We start from the raw sequence: 24706 nt of genomic DNA on the forward strand, positions 1-24706 counted from the left end.
CGTACGTCCGTCCAGTCCGCCTGTGTCGTACGGCAACGGGGTCCACCGAGTCGCTCGGTGGACCCCGTTGTGCGCCTACCGGATCTCGCCGAGCACGCCGAGCACCACGGCCTCGTCCGCGGCGGTCGTCAGCCGCTCCCGGAACCCGGCGTCCGTCAACTTCCGCGACAGCAGCGCCAGAATCCGCAGATGCTCGTCACCCGCGGCCGCCTCCGGCACGGCGATCATGAAGACCAGCTTGGCCTTCGTCCCGTCCAGCGAGCCCCACTCGACCCCCTCGACGGACCGCGCGAACCCGACCACGGGCGCGGTCACCGCGTCCGTCTTGGCATGCGGAATCGCGATCTCCTCCCCGAGCCCGGTCGTGCCCTGCTCCTCGCGCCGCAACGCCGTCCGCACCAGCTCGTCCCCGTCCGCCACCTTGCCGCTGCGCGCGAGCAGCCCCGCCATCTCCCGGATGGCGGCCTCCTTGTCACGCGCGTCGAGCGAGACCTTCACGGTCTGCTCGGTGAGGTAGCCGGAGAGGACCGCGTCACGGCCGTCGACTTCAGCCGACGCCGGCTCTGCGGCAGACGCGCTCGCGCCCGCCGCCACACTCCCGACAGGGGCCTGCTGCGCTACGACGGCCCCCGCGCCCACCCCGACCAAAGCGGGCTCGGCTCCCACCGGGCCCCCGCCGACGACGGACACCCCCCGCCGCTTCCGCTCACTGATGTCGACCAGCGCGACCGTCGTCAGCGCGGTGACGACCGTGCCGATCACCACGGCCACGAAGAACATCGGCACCCCGCTCACCGCGCCCAGCACCGCCACGATCGGCCCGCCGTGCGGCACCGCGTCCTCGACCCCGGCCTGCCCGGCGATCGCACCGGCCACCGCGCCGCCCAGCATGTTCGCCGGGATGACCTGCGCGGGCCGCGCCGCCGCGAACGGGATCGCGCCCTCGGAGATGCCGAAGCAGCCCATGAACAGCGAGGCGAGCCCCGTCTCCCGCTCCTGCTCGGTGTACAGCCGCTTCCGTATCAGCGTGGCCAGGCCCTGCCCCAGCGGCATCACCGGGATCGCGGCCGCGCACATGCCCATGACCGTCTGGTTGCCGGTCGCGATGAGCCCGGCGCCGAAGAGGAACGCCGTCTTGTTGACCGGCCCGCCCATGTCGAAGGCGATCATGAGCCCGAGAATCGCGCCCAGCAGGATCGCGCTCGTGCCCGTCATCCCGCTGAGCCAGTCGGTCAGATGCTCGAAGACCCAGGAGATCGGCTCCCCGATGACGTAGATGAAGAACAGCCCGAGCGCCGTGGTCGCCAGGATCGGTATCACGATGATCGGCATGATCGGCCGCACGAACTTCGGGACCCTGACCTTCTTGATCCACAGCACCAGATACCCGGCGAGGAACCCGGTCACGATCGCCCCGATGAAGCCGGCGCCCGCCTTCGAGTCGTACAGCGACCCGGTGTTGGCGATCCAGCCACCGATCATGCCCGGCACGAGCGCTGGCCGGTCCCCGATGGCGTAGGCGATGTATCCGGACAGGATCGGCACCATCAGCGTGAAGCCGATGACGCCGATGTTGTTCACGTCCATCCAGAAGGAGTCCTTCGGGATGACGAGGCCCCCGGAGGGATCGGTGTGCCCGCCGAGCGACAGCGAGACGGCGATCAGCAACCCGCCGACCACCACGAACGGAATCATGTAACTGACCCCGTTCATCAGCGCCTTGTACCCGACGCTCCGCTCCTTGCCGCCGTTCTCGGAGGCAGGCTTGATGGAGCCGGCCTGGGTGTGCACCGGCGCCGACCGCACCCGCTCGATCAGTCGCTCGGGGTGGTGAATGCCCTCCGCCACCCCGACGGTGAGGACCCGCTTGCCCACGAAGCGGCTCAGGTCCACGTCCTTGTCCGCGGCGACGATGATGCCGTCCGCCGTGTTGACATCGTTGTCATCGAGTACGTTTTCGGCCCCGATGGACCCTTGCGTCTCCACCTTCATGTCGATACCGCGGCTCTCGGCGGCCTGCGCGAGTTTCTCCGCCGCCATGTACGTGTGTGCGATGCCGGTCGGACACGCGGTCACCGCGAGCAGCTTCAACCGCCTGCGCTCGCCATCGCCGCTGCCCGTGGGGGGAGGGCCGGCCGGACTGGTCACGTCGATCTCCTAACGCCTTTGTCACACGGAACGCCGTCCCGGACGCCCCGCAGGATCGATCAGAGGTTCAGATCTCCCCGCATCCTCCAACACCCGCACCAACGCTCAAAGGCCCGAAAGCCCCTGTCCTCCAGGTCTGTCGCACGATGTCCTCCCGTTCGTAGGTGTCCTGTTATCGCCGTATGGCCGCGTGCCACCGATCCCGACGACACCTCGTGTTCGGCGCGATGTGTTCGGAGCCGGACTGGGGCGGCCGGGTCCACCGGTGTAGCTTGGGTGGGAGCCAGACGTCGCTGCTGATGGCGGTCGGGCGGTCCCTCCGCGGACCGACCGAGGGAGAGAGGGCCTCCGACGGACTGCGCTGCGCGCACGCGGGCATGCCTGTGTCCTCCTCGGGGCACCCCTGTGTCCGCCGCCGCGCAGACCAGCCGTACCCACCTCGACCCAAACTCCAGGAGCAGCTCGTATGACGACTGTCGACAACCGACAGGACTTCAAGGTCGCCGACCTCTCCCTGGCCGAGTTCGGCCGCAAGGAGATCACCCTCGCCGAGCATGAGATGCCCGGCCTGATGTCGATCCGCAAGGAATACGCCGAGGCGCAGCCCCTGGCCGGCGCTCGTGTCACCGGCTCCCTGCACATGACCGTCCAGACCGCGGTCCTCATCGAGACCCTGGTCGCCCTGGGCGCCGAGGTCCGCTGGGCCTCCTGCAACATCTTCTCCACCCAGGACCACGCGGCCGCCGCCATCGCCGTCGGTCCGAACGGCACGCCCGACAACCCGCAGGGCGTCCCGGTCTTCGCCTGGAAGGGCGAGACCCTGGAGGAGTACTGGTGGTGCACGGAGCAGGCGCTGACCTGGCCGAACACCCCCACCGGCGGCCCGAACATGATCCTGGACGATGGCGGCGACGCCACGATGCTCGTCCACAAGGGCGTCGAGTACGAGAAGGACGGCAAGGTCCCGGACATCGAGACCGCCGAGTCCGAGGAGCACGGTGTGTTCCTCCAGCTGCTGACCCGCACGGTGGCTGAGAGTCCGCAGAAGTGGACTCAGGTCGCCTCCGAGATCCGCGGCGTGACCGAGGAGACCACGACCGGTGTCCACCGTCTGTACGAGATGCAGCGCGACGGCACCCTCCTGTTCCCGGCGATCAACGTCAACGACGCCGTCACCAAGTCGAAGTTCGACAACAAGTACGGCTGCCGCCACTCCCTGATCGACGGCATCAACCGCGCCACCGACGTCCTCATCGGCGGCAAGACCGCGGTCGTCTTCGGCTACGGCGACGTGGGCAAGGGCTGCGCGGAGTCCCTGCGCGGACAGGGCGCCCGCGTCGTCATCACCGAGATCGACCCGATCTGCGCCCTCCAGGCGGCGATGGACGGCTACCAGGTCACGACCCTCGACGAGGTCGTCGACAAGGCCGACATCTTCATCACCACGACCGGCAACAAGGACATCATCATGGCCTCGGACATGGCCAAGATGAAGCACCAGGCGATCATCGGCAACATCGGCCACTTCGACAACGAGATCGACATGGCCGGCCTCGCCAAGATCCCCGGCATCGTCAAGGACGAGGTCAAGCCGCAGGTCCACACCTGGAAGTTCCCCGACGGCAAGGTGCTGATCGTCCTCTCCGAGGGCCGCCTGCTGAACCTGGGCAACGCCACCGGCCACCCGTCGTTCGTGATGTCCAACTCCTTCGCGGACCAGACCCTGGCCCAGATCGAGCTGTTCACCAAGCCCGACGAGTACCCGACCGGTGTCTACGTGCTGCCCAAGCACCTCGACGAGAAGGTCGCCCGCCTCCACCTGGACGCGCTCGGCGTGAAGCTGACCACGCTCCGCCCGGAGCAGGCGGCGTACATCGGCGTCGAGGTCGAGGGCCCGTACAAGTCGGACCACTACCGCTACTGAGCCGGCACCCCGGCTCGCGACGAGCACGTCCGTGCACTGACGCGCTCCCGCGACAGCAGGTCCTCCGAGGCAGGCCCCCGCACCCCCGTGCCGGGGGCCTGCCCCTTTGGCCACTGAGGCCGGACCCGCCCGTCAAGCCCCAGGACCAGGACCCCCATGCCCCGCGGCCGCTATTCGCTCCACGATCCGCACGATCACACCCCCCTCGCAGAAGAGCACTTCCACTGCGCCCCCGGCCCCTCCGGCTGGCGCTACGTCTCTCAACTGACCGCCCCCTCGGGCGATCACAGTGGCTCCGTCGACCTCACCCTCGACGAACTCGGCCGCCCGATCCGCCTCGAACTGCACGCCGCGAGCTGGCAGGTCCGCGGAGCCGCCCTCGACGGCGTCACCTGGGTCCGCACGGACCCGACCGGAACCCATGCCACAGAAGGCAACGCCTCCGCCCACGCCTTCACCGGCACATCCCCCGCGTTCCTCGTCGCCACCACCCGTCTTCTCCGCCTCACCCCCTCCACCACAGCAACCCGCGTACGCCTCGTCGCCTTCACGGACCCGGTCCTCGCGCCGCGCACCGTGGACCAGTCCTGGGCCCTGCTGAAAAGAGAAGCACACGCCACTGACAACGGCCCTCTGACCGTGGACGAATACCAGGTCACAGCCCTGGACACGGGGGAGCAGCACACCGTTCACATCGCCGGCGACGTGGTGCTCGCGGCACCCGGAATCGAGCTGGAAGACCTCGAATCCCCGCCCTCGGCGTTCGCCTGAGCGGCGACGCGAGCCGCACGTGCGGAGGCCGGGAGCCCGCCGAGCGAATACGGCACTCCCCGCAGCCACCCCACCGGGTCAGGCAGGCGGTACGAACCCAGTGCCGGGACGATCAGCAGCCGTCGTCTCGCGCGACGGCGCCACAGGCTGACTCGGCTGCACCGGAGTCTCCGGTTCGCCGCCGATCGGGCCCTCCGCTTGACCGCCCGTCGGGACCACAGCGTCCGCGCCTCCTGCCGGAGTAGTCCACGCGGTCTGCGCGGCGGGCTGAGCAGAGGCCCCCGCAGGCTGCACAGCCGGAGGCCCGTACACACCCGGCGCACCAGCACCATGCGGCGCACCACCACTGCCCGGCCAGCCGCCCGCGTACGCGTCACCGACCGGCGCAGCGCCCATTGCCGCCCCAGCGCCGAAGGCCCGGCGAGCCTCCCGAGACTGCCGCTCCTGCACGACCGCCGCCAGATACGCGGCCGGCGGCACGTCCGGCGGCGCCGGAGCCCCCGTACGAGCCGTGAGGTCAGCGGCGAGCCGCTCCGCCATGGCCCAACCGACCTGCGGATCCAACTGCTGCATGCGCGTCAGGTACTGGCGGATCGCAAGCCACAGGCCGTCCGGGACCGCCGAAAGATCAAGCGCCGAGAAACGCCCGGCCAGCCAGGGCGGAGGCGGCGGCACGAAGCCTGTCCGCGTGGCCGGCACCCGTTCCCGTACGACGAGAGTTCCCGCGAACACGTCACCGAGCCGGCGCCCGCGCTCCGAGACGAGCGACGCGATACAGGCGACGACTCCGAACGTCATCAGAATCTCGACCGCGCCGATCGCTCCCCGCACCAACGCATGCCGGAACCGGATCGGCCCGCCGTCGTCCCGCACCACCCGCAGCCCGCACGCCAGCTTCCCGAGCGAACGGCCATGGCTGAGCGTCTCGACCGCGATCGGCGCACCGACCAGTACGAGAAGGAACGCCGCGATCGACAGAGCGACCTGTGCCGCCTCGTCCAGGGAAGCGGTGGAAGCCACCAGAGCGATGGTCACCACGATGTAGGCCGTCACAGCCACGGCCAGATCGATCAGTACGGACAACGCCCTGCTGGGCAGTTTCGCGGGGCGCAACTCAAGCGCCACCGCCTCGCCCGTCACCAGATCACTCACGTCTGTCCGCCGTCCTTCCCCTGGCCTGCCCCGAGAGTGGCCAGTCTGCCAAGCTGAGGGCGCATCGCGTCGCAGTACGACAAGCTGACCTCACGACGAACCGCCGACGACCAGCCGAGGAGCAGGCAGACCGATGGACCTCGACGTCTTCGTCACCGCCCACCGGGCCGAGTGGGATCGCCTCGACGCGCTGCTGCGACGCCAGCGCCGTCTCACGGGCGCCGAGGCCGACGAACTCGTCGCCCTCTACCAACGCACCGCCACCCACCTCTCCCTGATCCAGTCCAGTGCTCCCGACCCGCAGCTGACCGGCAGGCTGAGCCAATTGGTGGCACGCGCGCGTAGTGCCGTGACGGGCACCCGTCGCGCCTCCTGGCGTGACGTCACCCGCTTCCTGTCGCACAGCTTCCCCGCCGCGGTCTACAGGTCGCGCCACTGGTGGGTACCCACGGCGCTTCTGTCCACGGTCGTAGCGGCCCTCCTGGGCTGGTGGATCGGCACTCACCCGGAAGTACAGGCATCCATCGCGGCCCCCACCGAACTGCGCGAGCTGACCCGCCCCGGTGGCCAGTACGAGTCGTACTACTCGACCCACCCCGCGGCCTCCTTCGCCGCGCAGGTCTGGACGAACAACGCCCAGGCCGCGGCGATGTGCCTGGTCCTGGGTGTCTTCCTGGGCCTACCGGTCCTCTGGATCCTCTTCCAGAACATGCTCAACCTCGGCGTCGGCTTCGGCCTGATGTCCTCGGCCGGCCGCCTCGACACCTTCCTCGGCCTCGTCCTCCCGCACGGCCTCCTCGAACTCACCGCCGTCTTCGTCGCGGCCGGCACAGGCCTGCGCCTCGGCTGGACGGTGATCGACCCCGGCCCGCGCTCCCGACGCTCAGCGCTGGCCGAGGAGGGCCGAGCCGCCGTGGGCATGGCGATAGGTCTCGCGCTCGTCCTCTTCATCTCGGGCGCCATCGAAGGCTTCGTCACCCCCTCCGGCCTGCCCACCTGGGCCCGCATCGGTATCGGCATCGCGGCCGAGTCGGCCTTCCTCGTGTACGTCTACGTTCTCGGCGCCCGTGCGGCCCGAGCCGGCGACACCGGCGACGTCGAGGCAGCCGAGCGCAGCGCCACGGTGCCGACGGCCGCCTGATGTGCGTCTGCCCTCGCTGAGCTGCTACTGTCTCCTTCGCCCCACAGGAGCCGTTGACACGGAGCCGACGGGGAGGTAGATTCAAACAGTTGTCTGGAGCCCGGCATCTAACGGGTTCGGCGACAGTGACAATCTGTCTGGCTTCAAGAAACGTTGATTTCAAAGAAGCCCCCCTTCCCATTAAGTCGGAAACGAACGGCCGGTCAGACCGGCCAAAAACTTCTGATAATGTTGGGAGCGCCGGAAAGGGAAACGCGAGAGCGGGAACCTGGAAAGCACCGAGGAAATCGGATCGGGAAGATCTGGTAGAGTCGGAAACGCAAGAACGAAGGGAAGCGCCCGGAGGAAAGCCCGAGAGGGTGAGTACAAAGGAAGCGTCCGTTCCTTGAGAACTCAACAGCGTGCCAAAAGTCAACGCCAGATATGTTGATACCCCGTCCATCGGATTCTTCCGGTGGCGAGGTTCCTTTGAAGAATACACAGCGAGGACGCTGTGAACGGCCGGGCTTATTCCGCCTGGTCGTTCCGCTCTCGTGGTGTCGACCGGATTACCGGTAAACATTCACGGAGAGTTTGATCCTGGCTCAGGACGAACGCTGGCGGCGTGCTTAACACATGCAAGTCGAACGATGAACCACTTCGGTGGGGATTAGTGGCGAACGGGTGAGTAACACGTGGGCAATCTGCCCTTCACTCTGGGACAAGCCCTGGAAACGGGGTCTAATACCGGATAACACTCCCTCCCTCCTGGGTGGGGGTTGAAAGCTCCGGCGGTGAAGGATGAGCCCGCGGCCTATCAGCTTGTTGGTGAGGTAATGGCTCACCAAGGCGACGACGGGTAGCCGGCCTGAGAGGGCGACCGGCCACACTGGGACTGAGACACGGCCCAGACTCCTACGGGAGGCAGCAGTGGGGAATATTGCACAATGGGCGAAAGCCTGATGCAGCGACGCCGCGTGAGGGATGACGGCCTTCGGGTTGTAAACCTCTTTCAGCAGGGAAGAAGCGAAAGTGACGGTACCTGCAGAAGAAGCGCCGGCTAACTACGTGCCAGCAGCCGCGGTAATACGTAGGGCGCAAGCGTTGTCCGGAATTATTGGGCGTAAAGAGCTCGTAGGCGGCTTGTCACGTCGGGTGTGAAAGCCCGGGGCTTAACCCCGGGTCTGCATTCGATACGGGCTAGCTAGAGTGTGGTAGGGGAGATCGGAATTCCTGGTGTAGCGGTGAAATGCGCAGATATCAGGAGGAACACCGGTGGCGAAGGCGGATCTCTGGGCCATTACTGACGCTGAGGAGCGAAAGCGTGGGGAGCGAACAGGATTAGATACCCTGGTAGTCCACGCCGTAAACGGTGGGAACTAGGTGTTGGCGACATTCCACGTCGTCGGTGCCGCAGCTAACGCATTAAGTTCCCCGCCTGGGGAGTACGGCCGCAAGGCTAAAACTCAAAGGAATTGACGGGGGCCCGCACAAGCAGCGGAGCATGTGGCTTAATTCGACGCAACGCGAAGAACCTTACCAAGGCTTGACATCGCCCGGAAAGCATCAGAGATGGTGCCCCCCTTGTGGCCGGGTGACAGGTGGTGCATGGCTGTCGTCAGCTCGTGTCGTGAGATGTTGGGTTAAGTCCCGCAACGAGCGCAACCCTTGTTCTGTGTTGCCAGCATGCCCTTCGGGGTGATGGGGACTCACAGGAGACCGCCGGGGTCAACTCGGAGGAAGGTGGGGACGACGTCAAGTCATCATGCCCCTTATGTCTTGGGCTGCACACGTGCTACAATGGCAGGTACAATGAGCTGCGATACCGTGAGGTGGAGCGAATCTCAAAAAGCCTGTCTCAGTTCGGATTGGGGTCTGCAACTCGACCCCATGAAGTCGGAGTTGCTAGTAATCGCAGATCAGCATTGCTGCGGTGAATACGTTCCCGGGCCTTGTACACACCGCCCGTCACGTCACGAAAGTCGGTAACACCCGAAGCCGGTGGCCCAACCCCCTTGTGGGGAGGGAGCTGTCGAAGGTGGGACTGGCGATTGGGACGAAGTCGTAACAAGGTAGCCGTACCGGAAGGTGCGGCTGGATCACCTCCTTTCTAAGGAGCACTTCTTGGCAGCCGGGCTTGCCTGGTTGTCCAGAGGCCAGTTCATCGGCGAACGTCCGGTGCTGGTTGCTCAAGGGTGGAACGTTGACTACTCGGCACACTTGATCGTCTTCTCCTTCCAGTACTGCTCGTAAGAGCGTGGACCGTTGAGGGGAGCGGGAAGGGTGTCGGGCACGCTGTTGGGTGTCTGAGGGAATGAACCCCTCAGTTGCCGGCCCCGGTGCAGCATCACGGAAGTGGTGTGTGATGGGTGGCTGGTCGTTGTTTGAGAACTGCACAGTGGACGCGAGCATCTGTGGCCAAGTTTTTAAGGGCGCACGGTGGATGCCTTGGCACCAGGAACCGATGAAGGACGTGGGAGGCCACGATAGTCCCCGGGGAGTCGTCAACCAGGCTTTGATCCGGGGGTTTCCGAATGGGGAAACCCGGCAGTCGTCATGGGCTGTCACCCATACCTGAACACATAGGGTATGTGGAGGGAACGCGGGGAAGTGAAACATCTCAGTACCCGCAGGAAGAGAAAACAACCGTGATTCCGGGAGTAGTGGCGAGCGAAACCGGATGAGGCCAAACCGTATACGTGTGAGACCCGGCAGGGGTTGCGTATGCGGGGTTGTGGGATCTCTCTTTTACGGTCTGCCGGCCGTGAGACGAGTCAGAAACCGTTGATGTAGGCGAAGGACATGCGAAAGGTCCGGCGTAGAGGGTAAGACCCCCGTAGTCGAAACATCAGCGGCTCGTTTGAGAGACACCCAAGTAGCACGGGGCCCGAGAAATCCCGTGTGAATCTGGCGGGACCACCCGCTAAGCCTAAATATTCCCTGGTGACCGATAGCGGATAGTACCGTGAGGGAATGGTGAAAAGTACCGCGGGAGCGGAGTGAAATAGTACCTGAAACCGTGTGCCTACAAGCCGTGGGAGCGTCGCGCATCGAGTTTACTCGGTGCGTCGTGACTGCGTGCCTTTTGAAGAATGAGCCTGCGAGTTTGCGGTGTGTTGCGAGGTTAACCCGGGTGGGGTAGCCGTAGCGAAAGCGAGTCCGAATAGGGCGTTTCAGTAGCACGCTCAAGACCCGAAGCGGAGTGATCTAGCCATGGGCAGGTTGAAGCGGAGGTAAGACTTCGTGGAGGACCGAACCCACCAGGGTTGAAAACCTGGGGGATGACCTGTGGTTAGGGGTGAAAGGCCAATCAAACTCCGTGATAGCTGGTTCTCCCCGAAATGCATTTAGGTGCAGCGTCGTGTGTTTCTTGCCGGAGGTAGAGCACTGGATAGGCGATGGGCCCTACCGGGTTACTGACCTTAGCCAAACTCCGAATGCCGGTAAGTGAGAGCGCGGCAGTGAGACTGTGGGGGATAAGCTCCATGGTCGAGAGGGAAACAGCCCAGAGCATCGACTAAGGCCCCTAAGCGTACGCTAAGTGGGAAAGGATGTGGAGTCGCACAGACAACCAGGAGGTTGGCTTAGAAGCAGCCACCCTTGAAAGAGTGCGTAATAGCTCACTGGTCTAGTGATTCCGCGCCGACAATGTAGCGGGGCTCAAGCGTACCGCCGAAGTCGTGTCATTGCAGCAATAGCCCCAACGGGTGCTGTGATGGGTAGGGGAGCGTCGTGTGCCGGGTGAAGCAGCCGCGGAAGCGAGTTGTGGACGGTTCACGAGTGAGAATGCAGGCATGAGTAGCGATACACACGTGAGAAACGTGTGCGCCGATTGACTAAGGGTTCCTGGGTCAAGCTGATCTGCCCAGGGTAAGTCGGGACCTAAGGCGAGGCCGACAGGCGTAGTCGATGGATAACCGGTTGATATTCCGGTACCCGCTGTGAAGCGTCAAACATTGAATCAGGCGATGCTAAGTCCGTGAAGCCGCCCTGGAGCCTTCGGGCAAAGGGGAGTGGTGGAGCCGACGGACCAGACTTGTAGTAGGTGAGTGATGGGGTGACGCAGGAAGGTAGTCCATCCCGGGCGGTGGTTGTCCCGGGGTAAGGGTGTAGCCCGTCATCTAGGTAAATCCGGATGACATGAGGGTGAGACCTGATGCCGAGCCGATTGTGGTGAAGTGGATGATCCTATGCTGTCGAGAAAAGCCTCTAGCGAGTTTCATGGCGGCCCGTACCCTAAACCGACTCAGGTGGTCAGGTAGAGAATACCGAGGCGTTCGGGTGAACTATGGTTAAGGAACTCGGCAAAATGCCCCCGTAACTTCGGGAGAAGGGGGGCCATCACTGGTGATCCGTTTTACACGGTGAGCTGGGGGTGGCCGCAGAGACCAGCGAGAAGCGACTGTTTACTAAAAACACAGGTCCGTGCGAAGCCGTAAGGCGATGTATACGGACTGACGCCTGCCCGGTGCTGGAACGTTAAGGGGACCGGTTAGTCACTCTTCGGGGTGGCGAAGCTGAGAACTTAAGCGCCAGTAAACGGCGGTGGTAACTATAACCATCCTAAGGTAGCGAAATTCCTTGTCGGGTAAGTTCCGACCTGCACGAATGGCGTAACGACTTCTCGACTGTCTCAACCATAGGCCCGGTGAAATTGCACTACGAGTAAAGATGCTCGTTTCGCGCAGCAGGACGGAAAGACCCCGGGACCTTTACTACAGTTTGATATTGGTGTTCGGTTCGGCTTGTGTAGGATAGCTGGGAGACTGTGAAGCTTGGACGCCAGTTCAGGTGGAGTCGTCGTTGAAATACCAGTCTGGTCGTGCTGGATGTCTAACCTGGGTCCGTGATCCGGATCAGGGACAGTGTCTGATGGGTAGTTTAACTGGGGCGGTTGCCTCCTAAAGAGTAACGGAGGCGCCCAAAGGTTCCCTCAGCCTGGTTGGCAATCAGGTGTTGAGTGTAAGTGCACAAGGGAGCTTGACTGTGAGACCGACGGGTCGAGCAGGGACGAAAGTCGGGACTAGTGATCCGGCGGTGGCTTGTGGAAGCGCCGTCGCTCAACGGATAAAAGGTACCCCGGGGATAACAGGCTGATCTTCCCCAAGAGTCCATATCGACGGGATGGTTTGGCACCTCGATGTCGGCTCGTCGCATCCTGGGGCTGGAGTCGGTCCCAAGGGTTGGGCTGTTCGCCCATTAAAGCGGTACGCGAGCTGGGTTTAGAACGTCGTGAGACAGTTCGGTCCCTATCCGCTGCGCGCGCAGGAATATTGAGAAGGGCTGTCCCTAGTACGAGAGGACCGGGACGGACGAACCTCTGGTGTGCCAGTTGTCCTGCCAAGGGCATGGCTGGTTGGCTACGTTCGGGAGGGATAACCGCTGAAAGCATCTAAGCGGGAAGCCTGCTTCGAGATGAGTATTCCCACCCCCTTTGAGGGGTTAAGGCTCCCAGTAGACGACTGGGTTGATAGGCCGGATCTGGAAGCCCAGTAATGGGTGGAGGTGACCGGTACTAATAGGCCGAGGGCTTGTCCTCAGTTGCTCGCGTCCACTGTGTTGGTTCTGAAACCACGAACAGCCCCGTTGTCGGGCCACGACAACGGTGCGGCTGAAACAGTTTCATAGTGTTTCGGTGGTTATAGCGTGAGGGAAACGCCCGGTTACATTCCGAACCCGGAAGCTAAGCCTTACAGCGCCGATGGTACTGCAGGGGGGACCCTGTGGGAGAGTAGGACGCCGCCGAACAATTGTTGAGGAAACCCCCGTGCCATCGGCACGGGGGTTTTCTGTTTTTCCGGGTCGTTTAGGGGCTGTCGGCCCCCTCCGGCGATATGCCGGCAATAGCTCACAGGCGTCCTGCGGCCTTCAGTGCCAGATATGCGTCCGCCAGTGCGGGGGCAAGGTCATCAGGCGTGGCGTCGACGACGGTGACGCCATGGCGGCGGAGTTGTTCCGCGGTGCGATGGCGTTCCGCCTGGGCCTGGGCAGCGGCTGCGGCCTCGTAGACGGAGTCGGTGTTTCCGCGGGCTGTGGCCATGCCGGCGATGTGCGGGTCCGCCACCGATGCCAGAAGGATCGTGTGGCGTTGGGTGAGCTGGGAGAGGATGGGCAGCAGGCCCTCCTCGACCGGGGCCGCGTCGAGGGTCGTGAGCAGGACGATCAGGGAACGGCGAGGAGCCGACCTGAGTGCCGTGGCCGTAAGGCCTCGGGCGTCCGTTTCGACGAGCTCGGGTTCCAGGGTTGCCATGGCGTTGACCAGGGACGGGAGCACGTCGCCTGCGGTGCGGCCCTGAACGAGGGCGCGTACCCGGCGGTCGTACGCGAGCAGGTCGACACGGTCGCCTGCGCGGGATGCCAGGGCAGCCAGGAGCAGTGCCGCGTCCATGGAGGCGTCCAGGCGTGGGGCGTCGCCGACGCGGCCGGCCGAGGTGCGTCCGGTGTCCAGGACCAGGAGGATGTGGCGGTCGCGTTCGGGGCGCCAGGTGCGTACGGCGACCGTGGTCTGGCGGGCTGTGGCGCGCCAGTCGATGGAGCGGGTGTCGTCGCCGGGGACGTACTCGCGCAGGCTGTCGAATTCCGTGCCCTCGCCACGAGTGAGCATGCTGGTGCGGCCGTCGAGTTCGCGCAGGCGGGCCAGCTTGGAGGGCAGGTGCTTTCGGCTGGTGAACGGGGGCAGGACGCGTACGGTCCAGGGGGCTTTGTGGGTGCCCTGGCGGGTGAACAGGCCGAGGGGGCCGTACGAGCGGATCGTGATGCGGTCGGACTGGCGGTCGCCGCGGCGGGTCGGTCGTAGACGGGTGGTCACTCGGCGGCGTTCGCCTGCCGGGACCGTCAGACGGTGGCGGGAGGCCGCCACTTCGGTGCCGGGCAGCCAGGTGCTGGGGGGCCAGGCGTCGCGCAGGTGGGCGCGGAGAGGGCGGCGCGTCGGGTTGGTGATGGTCAGGGTGACGTCGGCGGTGTCGCCCAGGCGGACCGATGTGTCGCCCGAGCGGGTCAGGCCGAGGCGTCGTACGGGTGCTGCGAGTGCGAAGTCGCAGGCGCAGGCGACGGCCAGGGGGGCGTTGACCGCGAGGATGCCTGTCCAGCCGGGGTCCCAGATGCCGACCGGGAGGGAGCCCAGGGCCGCGAGGAGTGCGGCGCGTCCGGTGAGTGCCATCAGCGGGGGACGGGGACGTGGGCGAGGATCGCGTTGATGACGGAGTCGGCCGTCACGCCTTCCATTTCGGCCTCCGGGCGCAGTTGTACGCGGTGGCGGAGGGTGGGGAGGGCGAGCGCCTTGACGTCGTCGGGGGTGACGTAGTCGCGGCCGGTCAGCCAGGCCCAGGCGCGGGCCGTGGCGAGCAGGGCCGTCGCGCCGCGCGGTGAGACGCCGAGGGTGAGGGACGGCGATTCGCGGGTGGCTCGGCAGATGTCGACCACGTAGGCGGTGATTTCCGGGGAGATCGTCGTCTTGGCGACCGCGGCGCGAGCGGCTTCCAGGTCGGCGGGGCCTGCGACAGGGCGTACGCCGGCGGCGTGCAGGTCGCGCGGGTTGAAGCCCTCGGCGTGACGGGTGAGGACGTTGATCTCGTCCTGGCGGGACGGGAGCGGGATCGTCAGCTTGAGGAGGAAACGGTCCAGCTGCGCTTCGGGGAGGGGGTAGGTGCCCTCGTACTCGACCGGGTTCTGGGTCGCGGCGACCAGGAACGGGTCGGGAAGCGGGCGCGGGGTGCCGTCGACCGTGACCTGGCGTTCCTCCATGGCTTCGAGGAGGGACGACTGGGTCTTGGGCGGGGTGCGGTTGATCTCGTCGGCCAGGAGGAGGTTAGTGAAGACAGGGCCGGGCTGGAAGGAGAACTCGGCGCTGCGGCTGTCGTAGACCAGGGAGCCCGTGACGTCGCTCGGCATCAGGTCGGGAGTGAACTGGACGCGCTTGGTGTCGAGTTCGAGAGCGGATGCGAGGGCGCGGACGAGCAGCGTTTTGGCGACTCCAGGGACTCCTTCGAGGAGAACGTGTCCGCGGCAGAGGAGGGCGACGACGAGGCCGGTCACGGCGGGGTCCTGGCCGACCACGGCCTTGGCGATCTCGGCGCGCAGGGCTTCCAGGGCGGCTCGGGCGTTGCCCGGATCCCCGGCGTGCACGGCGTTGTCAGTGGTCGGGTCCATCATGGACGGCGTACCTCTCTTTCGAGGGCGTCGAGTTGGTCGGCGAGGGAGATGAGGGCCGTGTCGTCGCCGGGCGGCGGGCCGAAGAGGAGAGCGTGCATGGCCTGTCCGTCTCCAGGGCTGTGGAGGTGGGCGGACAGGGCGGGGAGCAGGGCTTCGGGCGCGTGTGCCTGGGCGACGGGGACGCCTACGAGGGGGGCGAGGCGGGTGCGGGTGGTGGAGCGAAGAGCGGCGGCCGCGCGGTCGCGGGCGTTGGCCTTGCGGTAGAGGCGGGCACGGCCTTCGACGGTTTCGGAGGCGCGGATCGCCACGGGGAGATTTTCGGGCACCAGGGGGCCGAGCCGGCGTGCCCGCCAGAGGGCGGCGAGGACCGCGGCGATGAAGAGCTGCAGTGTGCCCCAGAACCAGCCCGACGGGAGCAGGTCGAAGAAGCCCTTTTCGTCGTCCGGGTCGGTGGCGGCGGTGTCGGAGAGCGAGGGGAGGTACCAGACCAGATGGGGGCGGGAGCCGAGGAGTTGGAGGGCGAGCGAGGCGTTGCCCTGCTCGTCGAGGGTGTCGTTGTAGAGGATGTCGGGCGCGCCGAGTACGACGGTGTCGCCGTCCCCGGACCTGTCCGGGACCCGCACCAGGGTGGCCAGGCGGTTGCTGGGGTAGCACTCGTCGGCGTCGGGCCGGGTGGCGGTGTAGCGGATGCCGCCCGTGTCGGCGGTGCCCGCACGTTGGGCGGCGGGCAGGGCGCAGTCGGGGGAGAGCGTCGAGTCGAGGCTGGTGGCGGGGTTGGCGACGACGCCGGGGGCGAGCCGCTCGACGGACGAGCTGCCGGGGGCGACGAGGAGTGTGCGGCCGCCGGAGTCGGCGGTCCCGGAGCGCAGTTGGCTCTGTTGGCCGTGCGTCAGGAGGTCGGGGACGGCGACCAGCAGGGTGGTGTCCGGGCCGGCCGCGGCCTCGGCCTCGGCAAGGGTGCTGACCACGCGGGTGGAGACGCCTCGGTCGGCGAGGAGTTCGGCGACGGCGCGGCTGCCGTAGGGGTCGGCGGAGCGTGGGTCGAGCGTGCCGTGCCGGGTGTCGGAGCGGATGGCGGCGATCACCACGGCCGCCACCAGGAGGAGCACGAGGGCGAGGACGACGCCTCGCGCGCGGGTCCACACCTGGCGTGCGGTGGGCGAGGCCGAGGTGGACGGGAGCGTGGCCTCGGTGGTCATTCGGCGGCTCCCCGGCGGGTGTCGTGGACCGCGCTCTGGGTCGTGCTCGGGCTGCTGCTCGCTAGTTGGGGCTTGGTGCGTTCAAGGTCGCGGTCGAGTTCGGCGATGCGTCGGTACGTCTGCTCGGTCGCCGTGCGTCCGCCGTATGTCACGTCGTCGAAGTCCCGGGCGGCGGCGCGCAGTCGGTCTGCCTGCGAGGGCAGTGCGCCACCCGCCTCGGCGGCTGCCTCGTCGGCGGTGCGGCCGGGGCGGGCGTCGAGCAGGGCGCGTTCCTCCAGGGAGCGGACGATGGCACGCATCCGCTCCTGGACGGCCTGGCTCCAGTGGCCCTGGGCCGCGTGGGCCTCGGCGGCCGCGCGGTGTTCGGCGGCGCTGCGGGGGCGGTCGTCGAACAGGGCGGCGGAGGAGACGGGTTCGCGGCGCGGGGTGCCCAGGCGCCACCAGAGGGCGCCCAGGACCGCGAGGACGGCCACGATGACGACCACCAGGCCGAGCGCTCCGCCGGGGGTCGCGGCCGAGGCGGTGTTGAACAGCTTGTCGACCCAGTCCCAGAAGGCGTTCAGGGCGCGCTGGAACCAGCTGGGGTCGTTCTCGTGGTACATCCGCTTGGACAGCTCGCGTCGGGCCGCCTCTCGCGCGGGGTCGCGCGGGATCGTCAGCGGTGGTTCGTCGTCGGAGCGGACGAGCGAGAGCGCGGATGTGCGGTCGGCGTGCAGCACGGCCCTGACCGATGCGCGTACGGCCATGTCGGCGGCGTTCGGCAGTGCCGGTACCGCTGTGAGAACTCCCCCCGCCAGGATCACCGCATCAGCTCCCGGGGGCGGGGGTGGTGCCGTAACCCTGGACGCCTGCGGCGCGGGCCAGGTCGAGGTCGAGGGCCTCACGGCGGATGCGCTGGTCGATGTAGAGGAGCACGGTGACGCCGGCCGTGATCGGGAACGTGATCATGGAGCCGATCACCGAGCCGATCCCGCTGATGATGAGGAAGGTCCAGCCGAGGTCGCCGGTGCCCTCCATGAAGCCGGTGACGCCATCACCGCTGAACGCGGCGGCGAGGAAGGTGAAGGGCAGGACCACGATCGCCGCCATGATGTTCGCGATGATCCCCGCGAGGAGCTGGATGCCGAACACCCGCCACCAGGAACCGCGGACCAGCTTCGCGGAGCGGCTCATCGACTTCACGATGCCCTGCTTCTCGAGCATCAGCGCCGGCGAGGCCAGGGAGAAGCGCATCATCAGCCACACGGCCACGACGCCGGCGCCGAGGCCGCCGACGACAGCGAGTGCCGTGCCTGCCCCGGTCGAGCCCGCGACGGCCACGAGGATGCCGGGGAGCACGCCCACGAGGACGATTCCGGCGGCGATGAGCATCAGCAGGAGGATCAGGCCGAGCAGCTTCATCACCTGGGGGCGGGCGTCGCGCCAGGCTTCGCCGGTGGTGACGGGGCGGCCGAGGACCGCGCGGCTGGTGACGGTGGTGAGCAGGGCGGTCGCCATGACCGTGCCGATCAGGGAGATCGCGAAGACGACGGCGCTGCCGAGCATGGCGTCGCCCATGGCGCGGGTCACTTCGCCGAGTGTCGCGCTCGGGTCGTTGAGGGCCTCGGCGTCGGTGGTGTCGTTGAGGACGAAGCCCTGGAGCAGGATGACGACGATCTGTGTGACGACGGCGACGGTTAGCGAGATGCCCAGGACCGTGCGCCAGTAGGTGCGCATGGTGGAGACCGCGCCGTCGAGGATCTCGCCGACGCCGAGGGGGCGGAGCGGGATCACGCCGGGCTTGGCAGCGGGCGGGGGGCCGCCCCAGCCGCGGTATCCGCCGGGAGGGCCGTAGCCGCCGCCCCAGCCGCCGTTTCCGCCGCCGGGAGGGCCGCCGTATCCGCCGGGAGGGCCGTAGCCCCCAGGTCCGCCAGGGGCGGTGGGGGGTGGGGCGCCCCAGCCCGGGCCGGGCGGTGGGGGTGGCGGTGCCTGGCCGGGGGCCGGCTGACCGGTGGGCGCGGACCACTGGCCGGCCGGGGGCTGGTCCTTGGACCACTTCGAGCCGGGGTCCTGCGGGTCCGTTCCCGGCTGCTCCGCGGGGTTCGCGGCGTCAGGCCGGTCGGCGGGGCCGGACTCGTGCCCGTCGGAGGGGGCGGATCCGGGCGAGGCCCAGCCCGGAGTGTCCTTCATCGTCGCTCCTTCACGGTGCCCGTCCGCGGTCGCGGCGGCAGGTTGGCAGCCATCGTGCCATGGGGTGGTCGTCGACGGACCAGCCGCGGTATGGGCCGGCCACCTTCAATTGTCCGCCGGATAACGGGCAGACTGACCGCATGGCTGATCAGTACGCGCAAACCGGCGAGGACAGCAGGCCGACCGAGATACCGGCGCTCCGTTGGGAGGAGCCACCCGAGGGGCCCGTACTGGTGCTTCTCGATCAGACGAGGCTGCCGGCCGAGGAGGTCGAACTCGTCTGTACGGATGCGCCGGCGCTGGTGGAGGCGATCCGTTCACTCGCCGTGCGCGGGGCACCGCTGCTCGGCATCGCGGGAGCGTACGGCGTCGCGCTCGCCGCCGTGCGTGGGTTCGACGTGGACGACGCGGCGGACGCGCTGGCGGGGGCCCGCCCCACGGCGGTGAACCTGGCCGTCGGAGTGCGCAGGGCGCAGTCCGCGTACCGGGCGGGGCTCGCCAAGGGCGGTGATGTCCGGCAGGCCGCCGAGGCGGCGCTGGCCGCGGCGCGCAGGCTGCATCAGGAGGATGCCGAGGCCAGCGGCAGGATGGCCGAGCGTGGGCTGGCGCTGCTGGACGAGCTGCTGCCCGGCGGCGGGCACCGGATCCTGACCCACTGCAACACCGGTTCGCTGGTGTCGGGTGGTGAGGGGACGGCGTTCGCGGTGGCGCTCGCGGCGCACCGGGCAGGGCAGCTGCGGCGGCTGTGGGTGGACGAGACGCGGCCGTTGCTGCAGGGGGCCCGGCTGACGGCGTACGAGGCGGCGCGCAGCGGTATGGCGTACACCTTGCTGACCGACAACGCGGCGGGTTCGCTGTTCGCGGCCGGGGAGGTGGACGCGGTGCTGATCGGGGCGGACCGCATCGCGGCCGACGGGTCGGTGGCGAACAAGGTGGGGAGCTATCCGCTCGCGGTGCTGGCGCGGTACCACCATGTGCCGTTCATCGTGGTGGCGCCGGTGACGACGGTGGATCCGGACACGCCGGACGGGGCGTCGATCGAGGTCGAGCAGCGTCCTGGGCATGAGGTGACCGAGGTCACAGCGCCCCAGGTGCCGGTGGCGGGGGCCGAGGCGGGTGGCGGGGTTCCGGTGGCGCCGCTGGGGACCCAGGCGTACAACCCGGCCTTCGATGTGACGCCGCCCGAGCTGGTGACGGCGATCGTCACCGAGGAGGGCGTAGTTTCACCGGTGACGGCCAAGGCGCTCGCGGAGGTGTGTGCGAGGTCGCGGCAGGTGACGACCGGCTGAGGGGATCTGCCCGGGCCTGCCGGGCGTGGCACCCTTGGCTGCCGCGCCCGGCCGGGCCTGACATCCTCGGGGACATCGACACCGGTCGGCGAGGGCAGACAGTAGTGACTTCGTACGACTATCGTCACAGGCCAGTGACCTCTCTCACCAGCGCCCCGGTCACTGTTACAAGAATGGGATGATGTCGTTTATGAAGGGACGAGTCCTTGTCGTCGACGACGACACCGCACTGGCCGAGATGCTCGGCATTGTGCTGCGTGGTGAAGGTTTTGAGCCGTCTTTCGTAGCCGACGGCGACAAGGCGCTGGCCGCTTTCCGCGAGAGCAAGCCTGATCTGGTGCTGCTGGATCTGATGCTGCCCGGGCGGGACGGTATCGAGGTGTGCCGTCTTATCCGGGCGGAGTCCGGGGTGCCGATCGTGATGCTCACGGCGAAGAGCGACACCGTCGACGTCGTCGTGGGCCTGGAATCGGGCGCCGACGACTACATCGTGAAGCCGTTCAAGCCGAAGGAGCTCGTGGCCCGGATCCGGGCGCGGCTCAGGAGGTCCGAGGAGCCGGCGCCCGAGCAGCTCGCCATCGGTGATCTGGTCATCGACGTGGCCGGGCACTCCGTCAAGCGGGACGGGCAGTCGATCGCGCTGACGCCGCTGGAGTTCGACCTGCTCGTGGCGCTCGCGCGCAAGCCGTGGCAGGTGTTCACGCGTGAGGTGCTGCTCGAGCAGGTGTGGGGCTACCGGCACGCGGCCGACACCCGCCTGGTCAACGTGCATGTGCAGCGGCTGCGCTCCAAGGTCGAGAAGGACCCGGAGCGGCCGGAGATCGTGGTGACCGTCCGTGGCGTCGGTTACAAGGCCGGACCGAGCTGACATGTCCGAAGACAGTGCCGCTTCGGCGCCGGGCAGGTCCGGGGCCGGCGCGGGGCGGCCTGTCGGCCGGAAGGCGGCAGGCTCCCGCTGGGGTCGCTTCCTCGAGGGCGGGTTGCTGCAGGGCGGCGTCCAGGGCAGCCCGGTTCTGCGCCTCTTCATGCGCTGGGTGCGTCGGCCGCTGCTGCCCGTCATGCGGTTGTGGCGGCGCAACATCCAGCTCAAGGTCGTCGTCACGACCCTGCTGATGTCCCTGGGTGTTGTTCTGCTGCTCGGTTTCGTCGTCATCGGACAGGTGCGCAACGGCCTGCTGGACGCGAAGGTGAAGGCCTCGCAGGGCCAGGCCACCGGCGGGTTCGCGGTGGCCAAGCAGAAGGCCGAGGAGGCGGGGAGCGGCACCGGCGACGAGGCCACCACGGTGGACGGCCGCCCCGCACAGAACGTCATCCAGTGGATGAGCGACCTGGTGGAGTCCCTGTCCAGCGGTGGCCAGGGCGCCTTCGACGTGGTGACGCTCCCGGCCGGCAACGACAGCGGCGGCGGGCGCGGGCCGCGCGCCTCCGGCAACGTCGTCGCGTCGTCCAGCGTGCCCGAGGCCCTGCGCGAGCGGATCGACAACAGTACGGCGGCGTTCCAGAGCTACACCCGGATCGTCTACGACGCCGACAAGGAGTCCCAGCCGGCCCTCGTCATCGGCAAGCAGGTCAACGACCCGAACAGCGATCCGTACCAGCTGTACTACCTCTTCCCGCTCACTCAGGAGGAGAAGTCGCTGAGCCTGGTCAAGGGGACCCTTGCGACGGCCGGCCTCTTCGTCGTCGTACTCCTCGGGGCCATCGCCTGGCTCGTGGTGCGGCAGGTCGTCACCCCGGTGCGGATGGCGGCGGGGATCGCCGAGCGGCTGTCCGCCGGGCGGCTTCAGGAGCGGATGAAGGTCACCGGCGAGGACGACATCGCGCGGCTGGGCGAGGCCTTCAACAAGATGGCGCAAAATCTGCAGTTGAAGATCCAGCAGTTGGAGGACCTGTCGCGGATGCAGCGGCGGTTCGTGTCGGACGTGTCGCACGAGCTGCGGACGCCGCTGACGACCGTGCGGATGGCGGCCGATGTCATCCACGACGCGCGCGTGGACTTCGACCCGGTGACCGCCCGGTCGGCCGAGTTGCTCGCCGACCAGTTGGACCGGTTCGAGACGCTGCTCGCGGACCTGCTGGAGATCAGCCGCTTCGATGCTGGCGCGGCGGCCCTGGAGGCCGAGCCGATCGACCTGCGCGAGGTCGTACGGCGGGTCGTCAGCGGGGCCGAGCCGCTCGCCGAGCGCAAGGGCACGCAGATCCGCGTCGTGGGCGACCAGCAGCCCATCGTGGCCGAGGCGGACGCCCGGCGGGTGGAGCGGGTGCTGCGCAACCTCGTGGTCAACGCTGTGGAGCACGGCGAGGGCAAGGACGTCGTCGTCAAGCTCGCCGCGGCGGGCGGGGCGGTGGCGATCGCGGTGCGCGACTACGGTGTCGGGCTCAAGCCCGGCGAGGCGACCCGCGTCTTCAGCCGCTTCTGGCGGGCGGACCCGGCACGCGCGCGTACCACGGGTGGTACGGGCCTGGGGCTGTCCATCGCCCTGGAGGACGCGCGGCTGCACGGCGGCTGGCTGCAGGCGTGGGGCGAGCCGGGCGGCGGCTCGCAGTTCCGGCTGACGCTGCCGCGGACCGCGGACGAACCGCTGCGGGGCTCGCCGATACCGCTGGAACCCAAGGACTCGCGGCGCCATCGCGGCCTCGACGACGCCGGTCTGCCGCGTGGCGGCGGGGAGAAGACCGCCACCGTGCCGGCGCAGCCGAAGGGCGACCAGGGGCCGTCGCGGGGCCCGATCACGACCCGGCCGTCCGCAGCGACGCCCACGGCCGACCCGACGGCGCTGCCCGGCAACGGCGCGCGCGTGGTGCCCCGGCCCGCTTCGGGAGCGCGGCGGCACGACGAAGCGCCCGCGGGAGCCGGGCCGGAGCACAGCGAGGCCGACGAGGCACGGAGTGAGGCCGTGAGCCGGCCGGACGCCGGGTCGGAGGGCTCGTACGAGCAGGGGGAGGCATTTCGTGGGCGCTGACCGCGAGGGGGGCGCCCGGCGCACGCCGGGGCGCGCGGCGGTGTACGCCGCTTGTGGTGTCGTACTGCTGGCAGGGTGTGCGTCCATGCCCGACGGCGGGGATCTGCGGGGCGTCGAGTCCACGCCGCGTCAGGACACACAGGTGCGGGTGTTCGCGATGCCGCCCCAGGAGGACGCGTCCGCCTCGGACATCGTCCAGGGCTTCCTGGAGGCACTGACCAGCGACGATCCGCACTATGAGACGGCGAAGAAGTACCTGACGCCCGAGGCCGCGAAGAAGTGGCAGCCGGAGCTGTCCACCACGGTGCTCGCGGACGGCGTGACCGTCGGGGCCGAGCAGGCCGCGGACCGGGAGGACGCGGACATCGTCTCGTATCCGCTCACCGGCGACCGGGTCGCCACCGTGGACGCGCAGCAGTCGTACGCGCCCGCGGAGGGGAAGTACAGCCAGACGGTGTACCTGACGCGGGATCAGAAGAACAAGCAGTGGCGCATCGACGGGCTGCCGCAGGGCGTCGTCATGGGGAAGTCGGACTTCCAGCGCAACTACACGTCCGTCGACAAGTACTACTTCGCCTCGAACACGACGTCCGGAACGAGTCCGGAGACCGTGGCCGTCGCCGATCCCGTGTACGTGCGTGAGCGCGTGGATCCCATGGCGCAGATGGTGCGTTCCCTGCTCGCCGGGCCGACGAGCTGGCTCGATCGCGTCGTCAGGTCCAGTTTCCCCACCGGTACGAAGCTGAAGGACGGCGTCACCTCGCTGACGCCGGACGACCAGGGCAAGCTGACCGTGCCGCTCAACGACCGGGCGGCGCGGGTCGATTCGGTCAAGTGCGACGAGATGGCGGCCCAGCTCCTGTTCACCCTGCAGAACCTCACCCCCGCGGTGGACGAGGTCGAACTGCAGGCGGGCGGCAAGCAGTTGTGCTCGCTCCCCGAGGACGGGGCCGACACGGTCGCCGCGCGCGGCTCGGTGCGCAGTCCCGCGTACCTGTACTTCGTCGACGGCGAGCACCGGCTCGTACGGCTGCCGGCGGGCAACGACAGTACGAAGCCGGATCCGGTGCCGGGAGCGCTGGGCGAGGGCGACAAGGAGCTGCGGTCGGTCGCCGTGTCGCGCGACGAGCACAGCGCGGCCGGGGTCGGCATCGACGGCAAGGCGCTGTACGTCGGCTCGCTCGTGTCGGGCGGATCGCTCGGCGAGCCCGTGCTGACCAGCCAGGGTGCCACGGCGAACGACAGGCTGACCGCGCCCAGTTGGGACGCGGAGGGCGACCTGTGGGTGGCCGACCGCGATCCCGGCAACCCGCGGCTGCTGTTGCTGAAGGAGGGCGCGGGCGAGCCGCTGACGGTGGACATGCCGGGGCTGGACGGGCGCATCAAGGACGTCCGGGTGGCCGCCGACGGGGTGCGGATCGCGCTCGTCGTGGAGAAGGACGGCAAGCAGTCCCTGTTCATCGGGCGGATCGAGCGGGGCGAGAAGGCCGAGGACGCGCCGTCGGTCCAGGAACTGCGGTCCGCGACCCCGGAGATGGAGGAGCTCACGACCATGTCGTGGGCCGGTGACAGCCGGCTCGTGGTGGCCGGGCGCGAGCAGGGTGGCGTGCAGCAGATGCGGTACGTCCAGGTCGACGGCTCCACGCCGGAGGGATCCGCGCCTGCGGCTCTGACGGGCGTGAAGGAGATCGCCGCGTCCGAGGACGACCGGTTGCCGTTGGTGGCGTTCTCGGAGGACGGGATCGTACGGCTGCCGTCCGGGACGCAGTGGCAGAAGGTGGACACGGACGGGACGGCGCCGGTGTATCCGGGGTGAGTGT

The 24706-nt window shown here is 68.0% G+C and carries 14 protein-coding genes and 3 rRNA genes; 10 read left to right on the forward strand and 7 right to left on the reverse strand.

The features are described 5' to 3' along the window. Positions 1-75 precede the first annotated feature (75 nt). A complete protein-coding gene (locus tag OG252_RS30330) occupies positions 76-2148 on the reverse strand; it encodes a fructose-specific PTS transporter subunit EIIC (RefSeq protein ID WP_329340074.1) in 2073 nt (690 codons plus the stop codon). Positions 2149-2614: 466 nt separating this feature from the next. Here OG252_RS30330 and ahcY point away from each other — a divergent pair, with 466 nt between their 5' ends. Continuing rightward, a complete protein-coding gene (ahcY, locus tag OG252_RS30335) occupies positions 2615-4072 on the forward strand; it encodes an adenosylhomocysteinase (RefSeq protein ID WP_266438696.1) in 1458 nt (485 codons plus the stop codon). A 156-nt stretch (positions 4073-4228) separates the two neighbouring features. Beyond that, positions 4229-4843, forward strand: coding sequence for a hypothetical protein (locus OG252_RS30340; protein WP_329340077.1), 615 nt, complete (start codon positions 4229-4231; stop codon positions 4841-4843). Between the two features lie 78 nt (positions 4844-4921). On the opposite strand, the gene OG252_RS30345 is transcribed toward OG252_RS30340, so the two are convergent. Further along, complete coding sequence (locus OG252_RS30345) at positions 4922-5995, reverse strand: RDD family protein (protein ID WP_266438702.1); 1074 nt, start codon at positions 5993-5995, stop codon at positions 4922-4924. Between the two features lie 133 nt (positions 5996-6128). Here OG252_RS30345 and OG252_RS30350 point away from each other — a divergent pair, with 133 nt between their 5' ends. The 4 genes from OG252_RS30350 to rrf all read left to right on the forward strand — a co-directional run bounded on the left by OG252_RS30350 (position 6129) and on the right by rrf (position 12863). Continuing rightward, the gene (locus OG252_RS30350; RefSeq protein WP_329340080.1) at positions 6129-7136 is read left to right on the forward strand and encodes a stage II sporulation protein M; all 1008 of its coding nucleotides are present in this window, start codon (positions 6129-6131) and stop codon (positions 7134-7136) included. 561 nt (positions 7137-7697) lie between these two features. Next, a 16S ribosomal RNA gene (locus tag OG252_RS30355) occupies positions 7698-9225 on the forward strand. Positions 9226-9531: 306 nt separating this feature from the next. Continuing rightward, positions 9532-12654: ribosomal RNA gene (locus OG252_RS30360) — 23S ribosomal RNA — on the forward strand. Between the two features lie 92 nt (positions 12655-12746). After that, a 5S ribosomal RNA gene (gene rrf, locus OG252_RS30365) occupies positions 12747-12863 on the forward strand. The 16S, 23S and 5S rRNA genes sit together here, the layout of an rRNA operon. 100 nt (positions 12864-12963) lie before the next feature. Here the strand turns inward: rrf and OG252_RS30370 are convergent. From OG252_RS30370 to OG252_RS30390, 5 genes are all read right to left on the reverse strand, one after another. Beyond that, positions 12964-14274 (reverse strand): DUF58 domain-containing protein, encoded by a 1311-nt coding sequence (locus OG252_RS30370; protein ID WP_329340082.1) that lies wholly within the window; start codon positions 14272-14274, stop codon positions 12964-12966. Next, positions 14274-15263, reverse strand: a complete 990-nt coding sequence (locus OG252_RS30375; protein WP_266448432.1) for an AAA family ATPase — start codon at positions 15261-15263, stop codon at positions 14274-14276. Before OG252_RS30375 ends, OG252_RS30370 begins: the two co-directional genes overlap by 1 nt. Continuing rightward, positions 15263-16465, reverse strand: coding sequence for a DUF4350 domain-containing protein (locus OG252_RS30380; protein ID WP_329340084.1), 1203 nt, complete (start codon positions 16463-16465; stop codon positions 15263-15265). The genes OG252_RS30375 and OG252_RS30380 overlap by 1 nt, the downstream gene beginning before the upstream one ends. Next, positions 16462-17211, reverse strand: a complete 750-nt coding sequence (locus OG252_RS30385; RefSeq protein WP_266438715.1) for a DUF4129 domain-containing protein — start codon at positions 17209-17211, stop codon at positions 16462-16464. Before OG252_RS30385 ends, OG252_RS30380 begins: the two co-directional genes overlap by 4 nt. Positions 17212-17272: 61 nt before the next feature. Beyond that, positions 17273-18634 carry a hypothetical protein gene (locus OG252_RS30390; protein WP_329340087.1) on the reverse strand — a complete coding sequence of 454 codons (1362 nt, stop codon included), beginning with the start codon at positions 18632-18634 and terminating at the stop codon, positions 17273-17275. Between the two features lie 140 nt (positions 18635-18774). Between OG252_RS30390 and mtnA the strand changes: the two genes are divergently transcribed. The 4 genes from mtnA to OG252_RS30410 all read left to right on the forward strand — a co-directional run bounded on the left by mtnA (position 18775) and on the right by OG252_RS30410 (position 24702). Further along, positions 18775-19923, forward strand: coding sequence for an S-methyl-5-thioribose-1-phosphate isomerase (gene mtnA, locus OG252_RS30395; protein ID WP_329340089.1), 1149 nt, complete (start codon positions 18775-18777; stop codon positions 19921-19923). 178 nt (positions 19924-20101) lie between these two features. Then, positions 20102-20791, forward strand: a complete 690-nt coding sequence (gene mtrA, locus OG252_RS30400; RefSeq protein WP_187284748.1) for a two-component system response regulator MtrA — start codon at positions 20102-20104, stop codon at positions 20789-20791. Position 20792: 1 nt separating this feature from the next. Further along, positions 20793-22886, forward strand: a complete 2094-nt coding sequence (gene mtrB / locus OG252_RS30405) for an MtrAB system histidine kinase MtrB (protein WP_329340092.1) — start codon at positions 20793-20795, stop codon at positions 22884-22886. Further along, positions 22876-24702 carry an LpqB family beta-propeller domain-containing protein gene (locus OG252_RS30410; protein ID WP_266438728.1) on the forward strand — a complete coding sequence of 609 codons (1827 nt, stop codon included), beginning with the start codon at positions 22876-22878 and terminating at the stop codon, positions 24700-24702. The genes mtrB and OG252_RS30410 overlap by 11 nt, the downstream gene beginning before the upstream one ends. The last annotated feature ends 4 nt before the right edge of the window (positions 24703-24706 follow it).

The organism is Streptomyces sp. NBC_01352 (genome assembly GCF_036237295.1).
GTDB classification, from domain to species: domain Bacteria; phylum Actinomycetota; class Actinomycetes; order Streptomycetales; family Streptomycetaceae; genus Streptomyces; species Streptomyces plumbiresistens.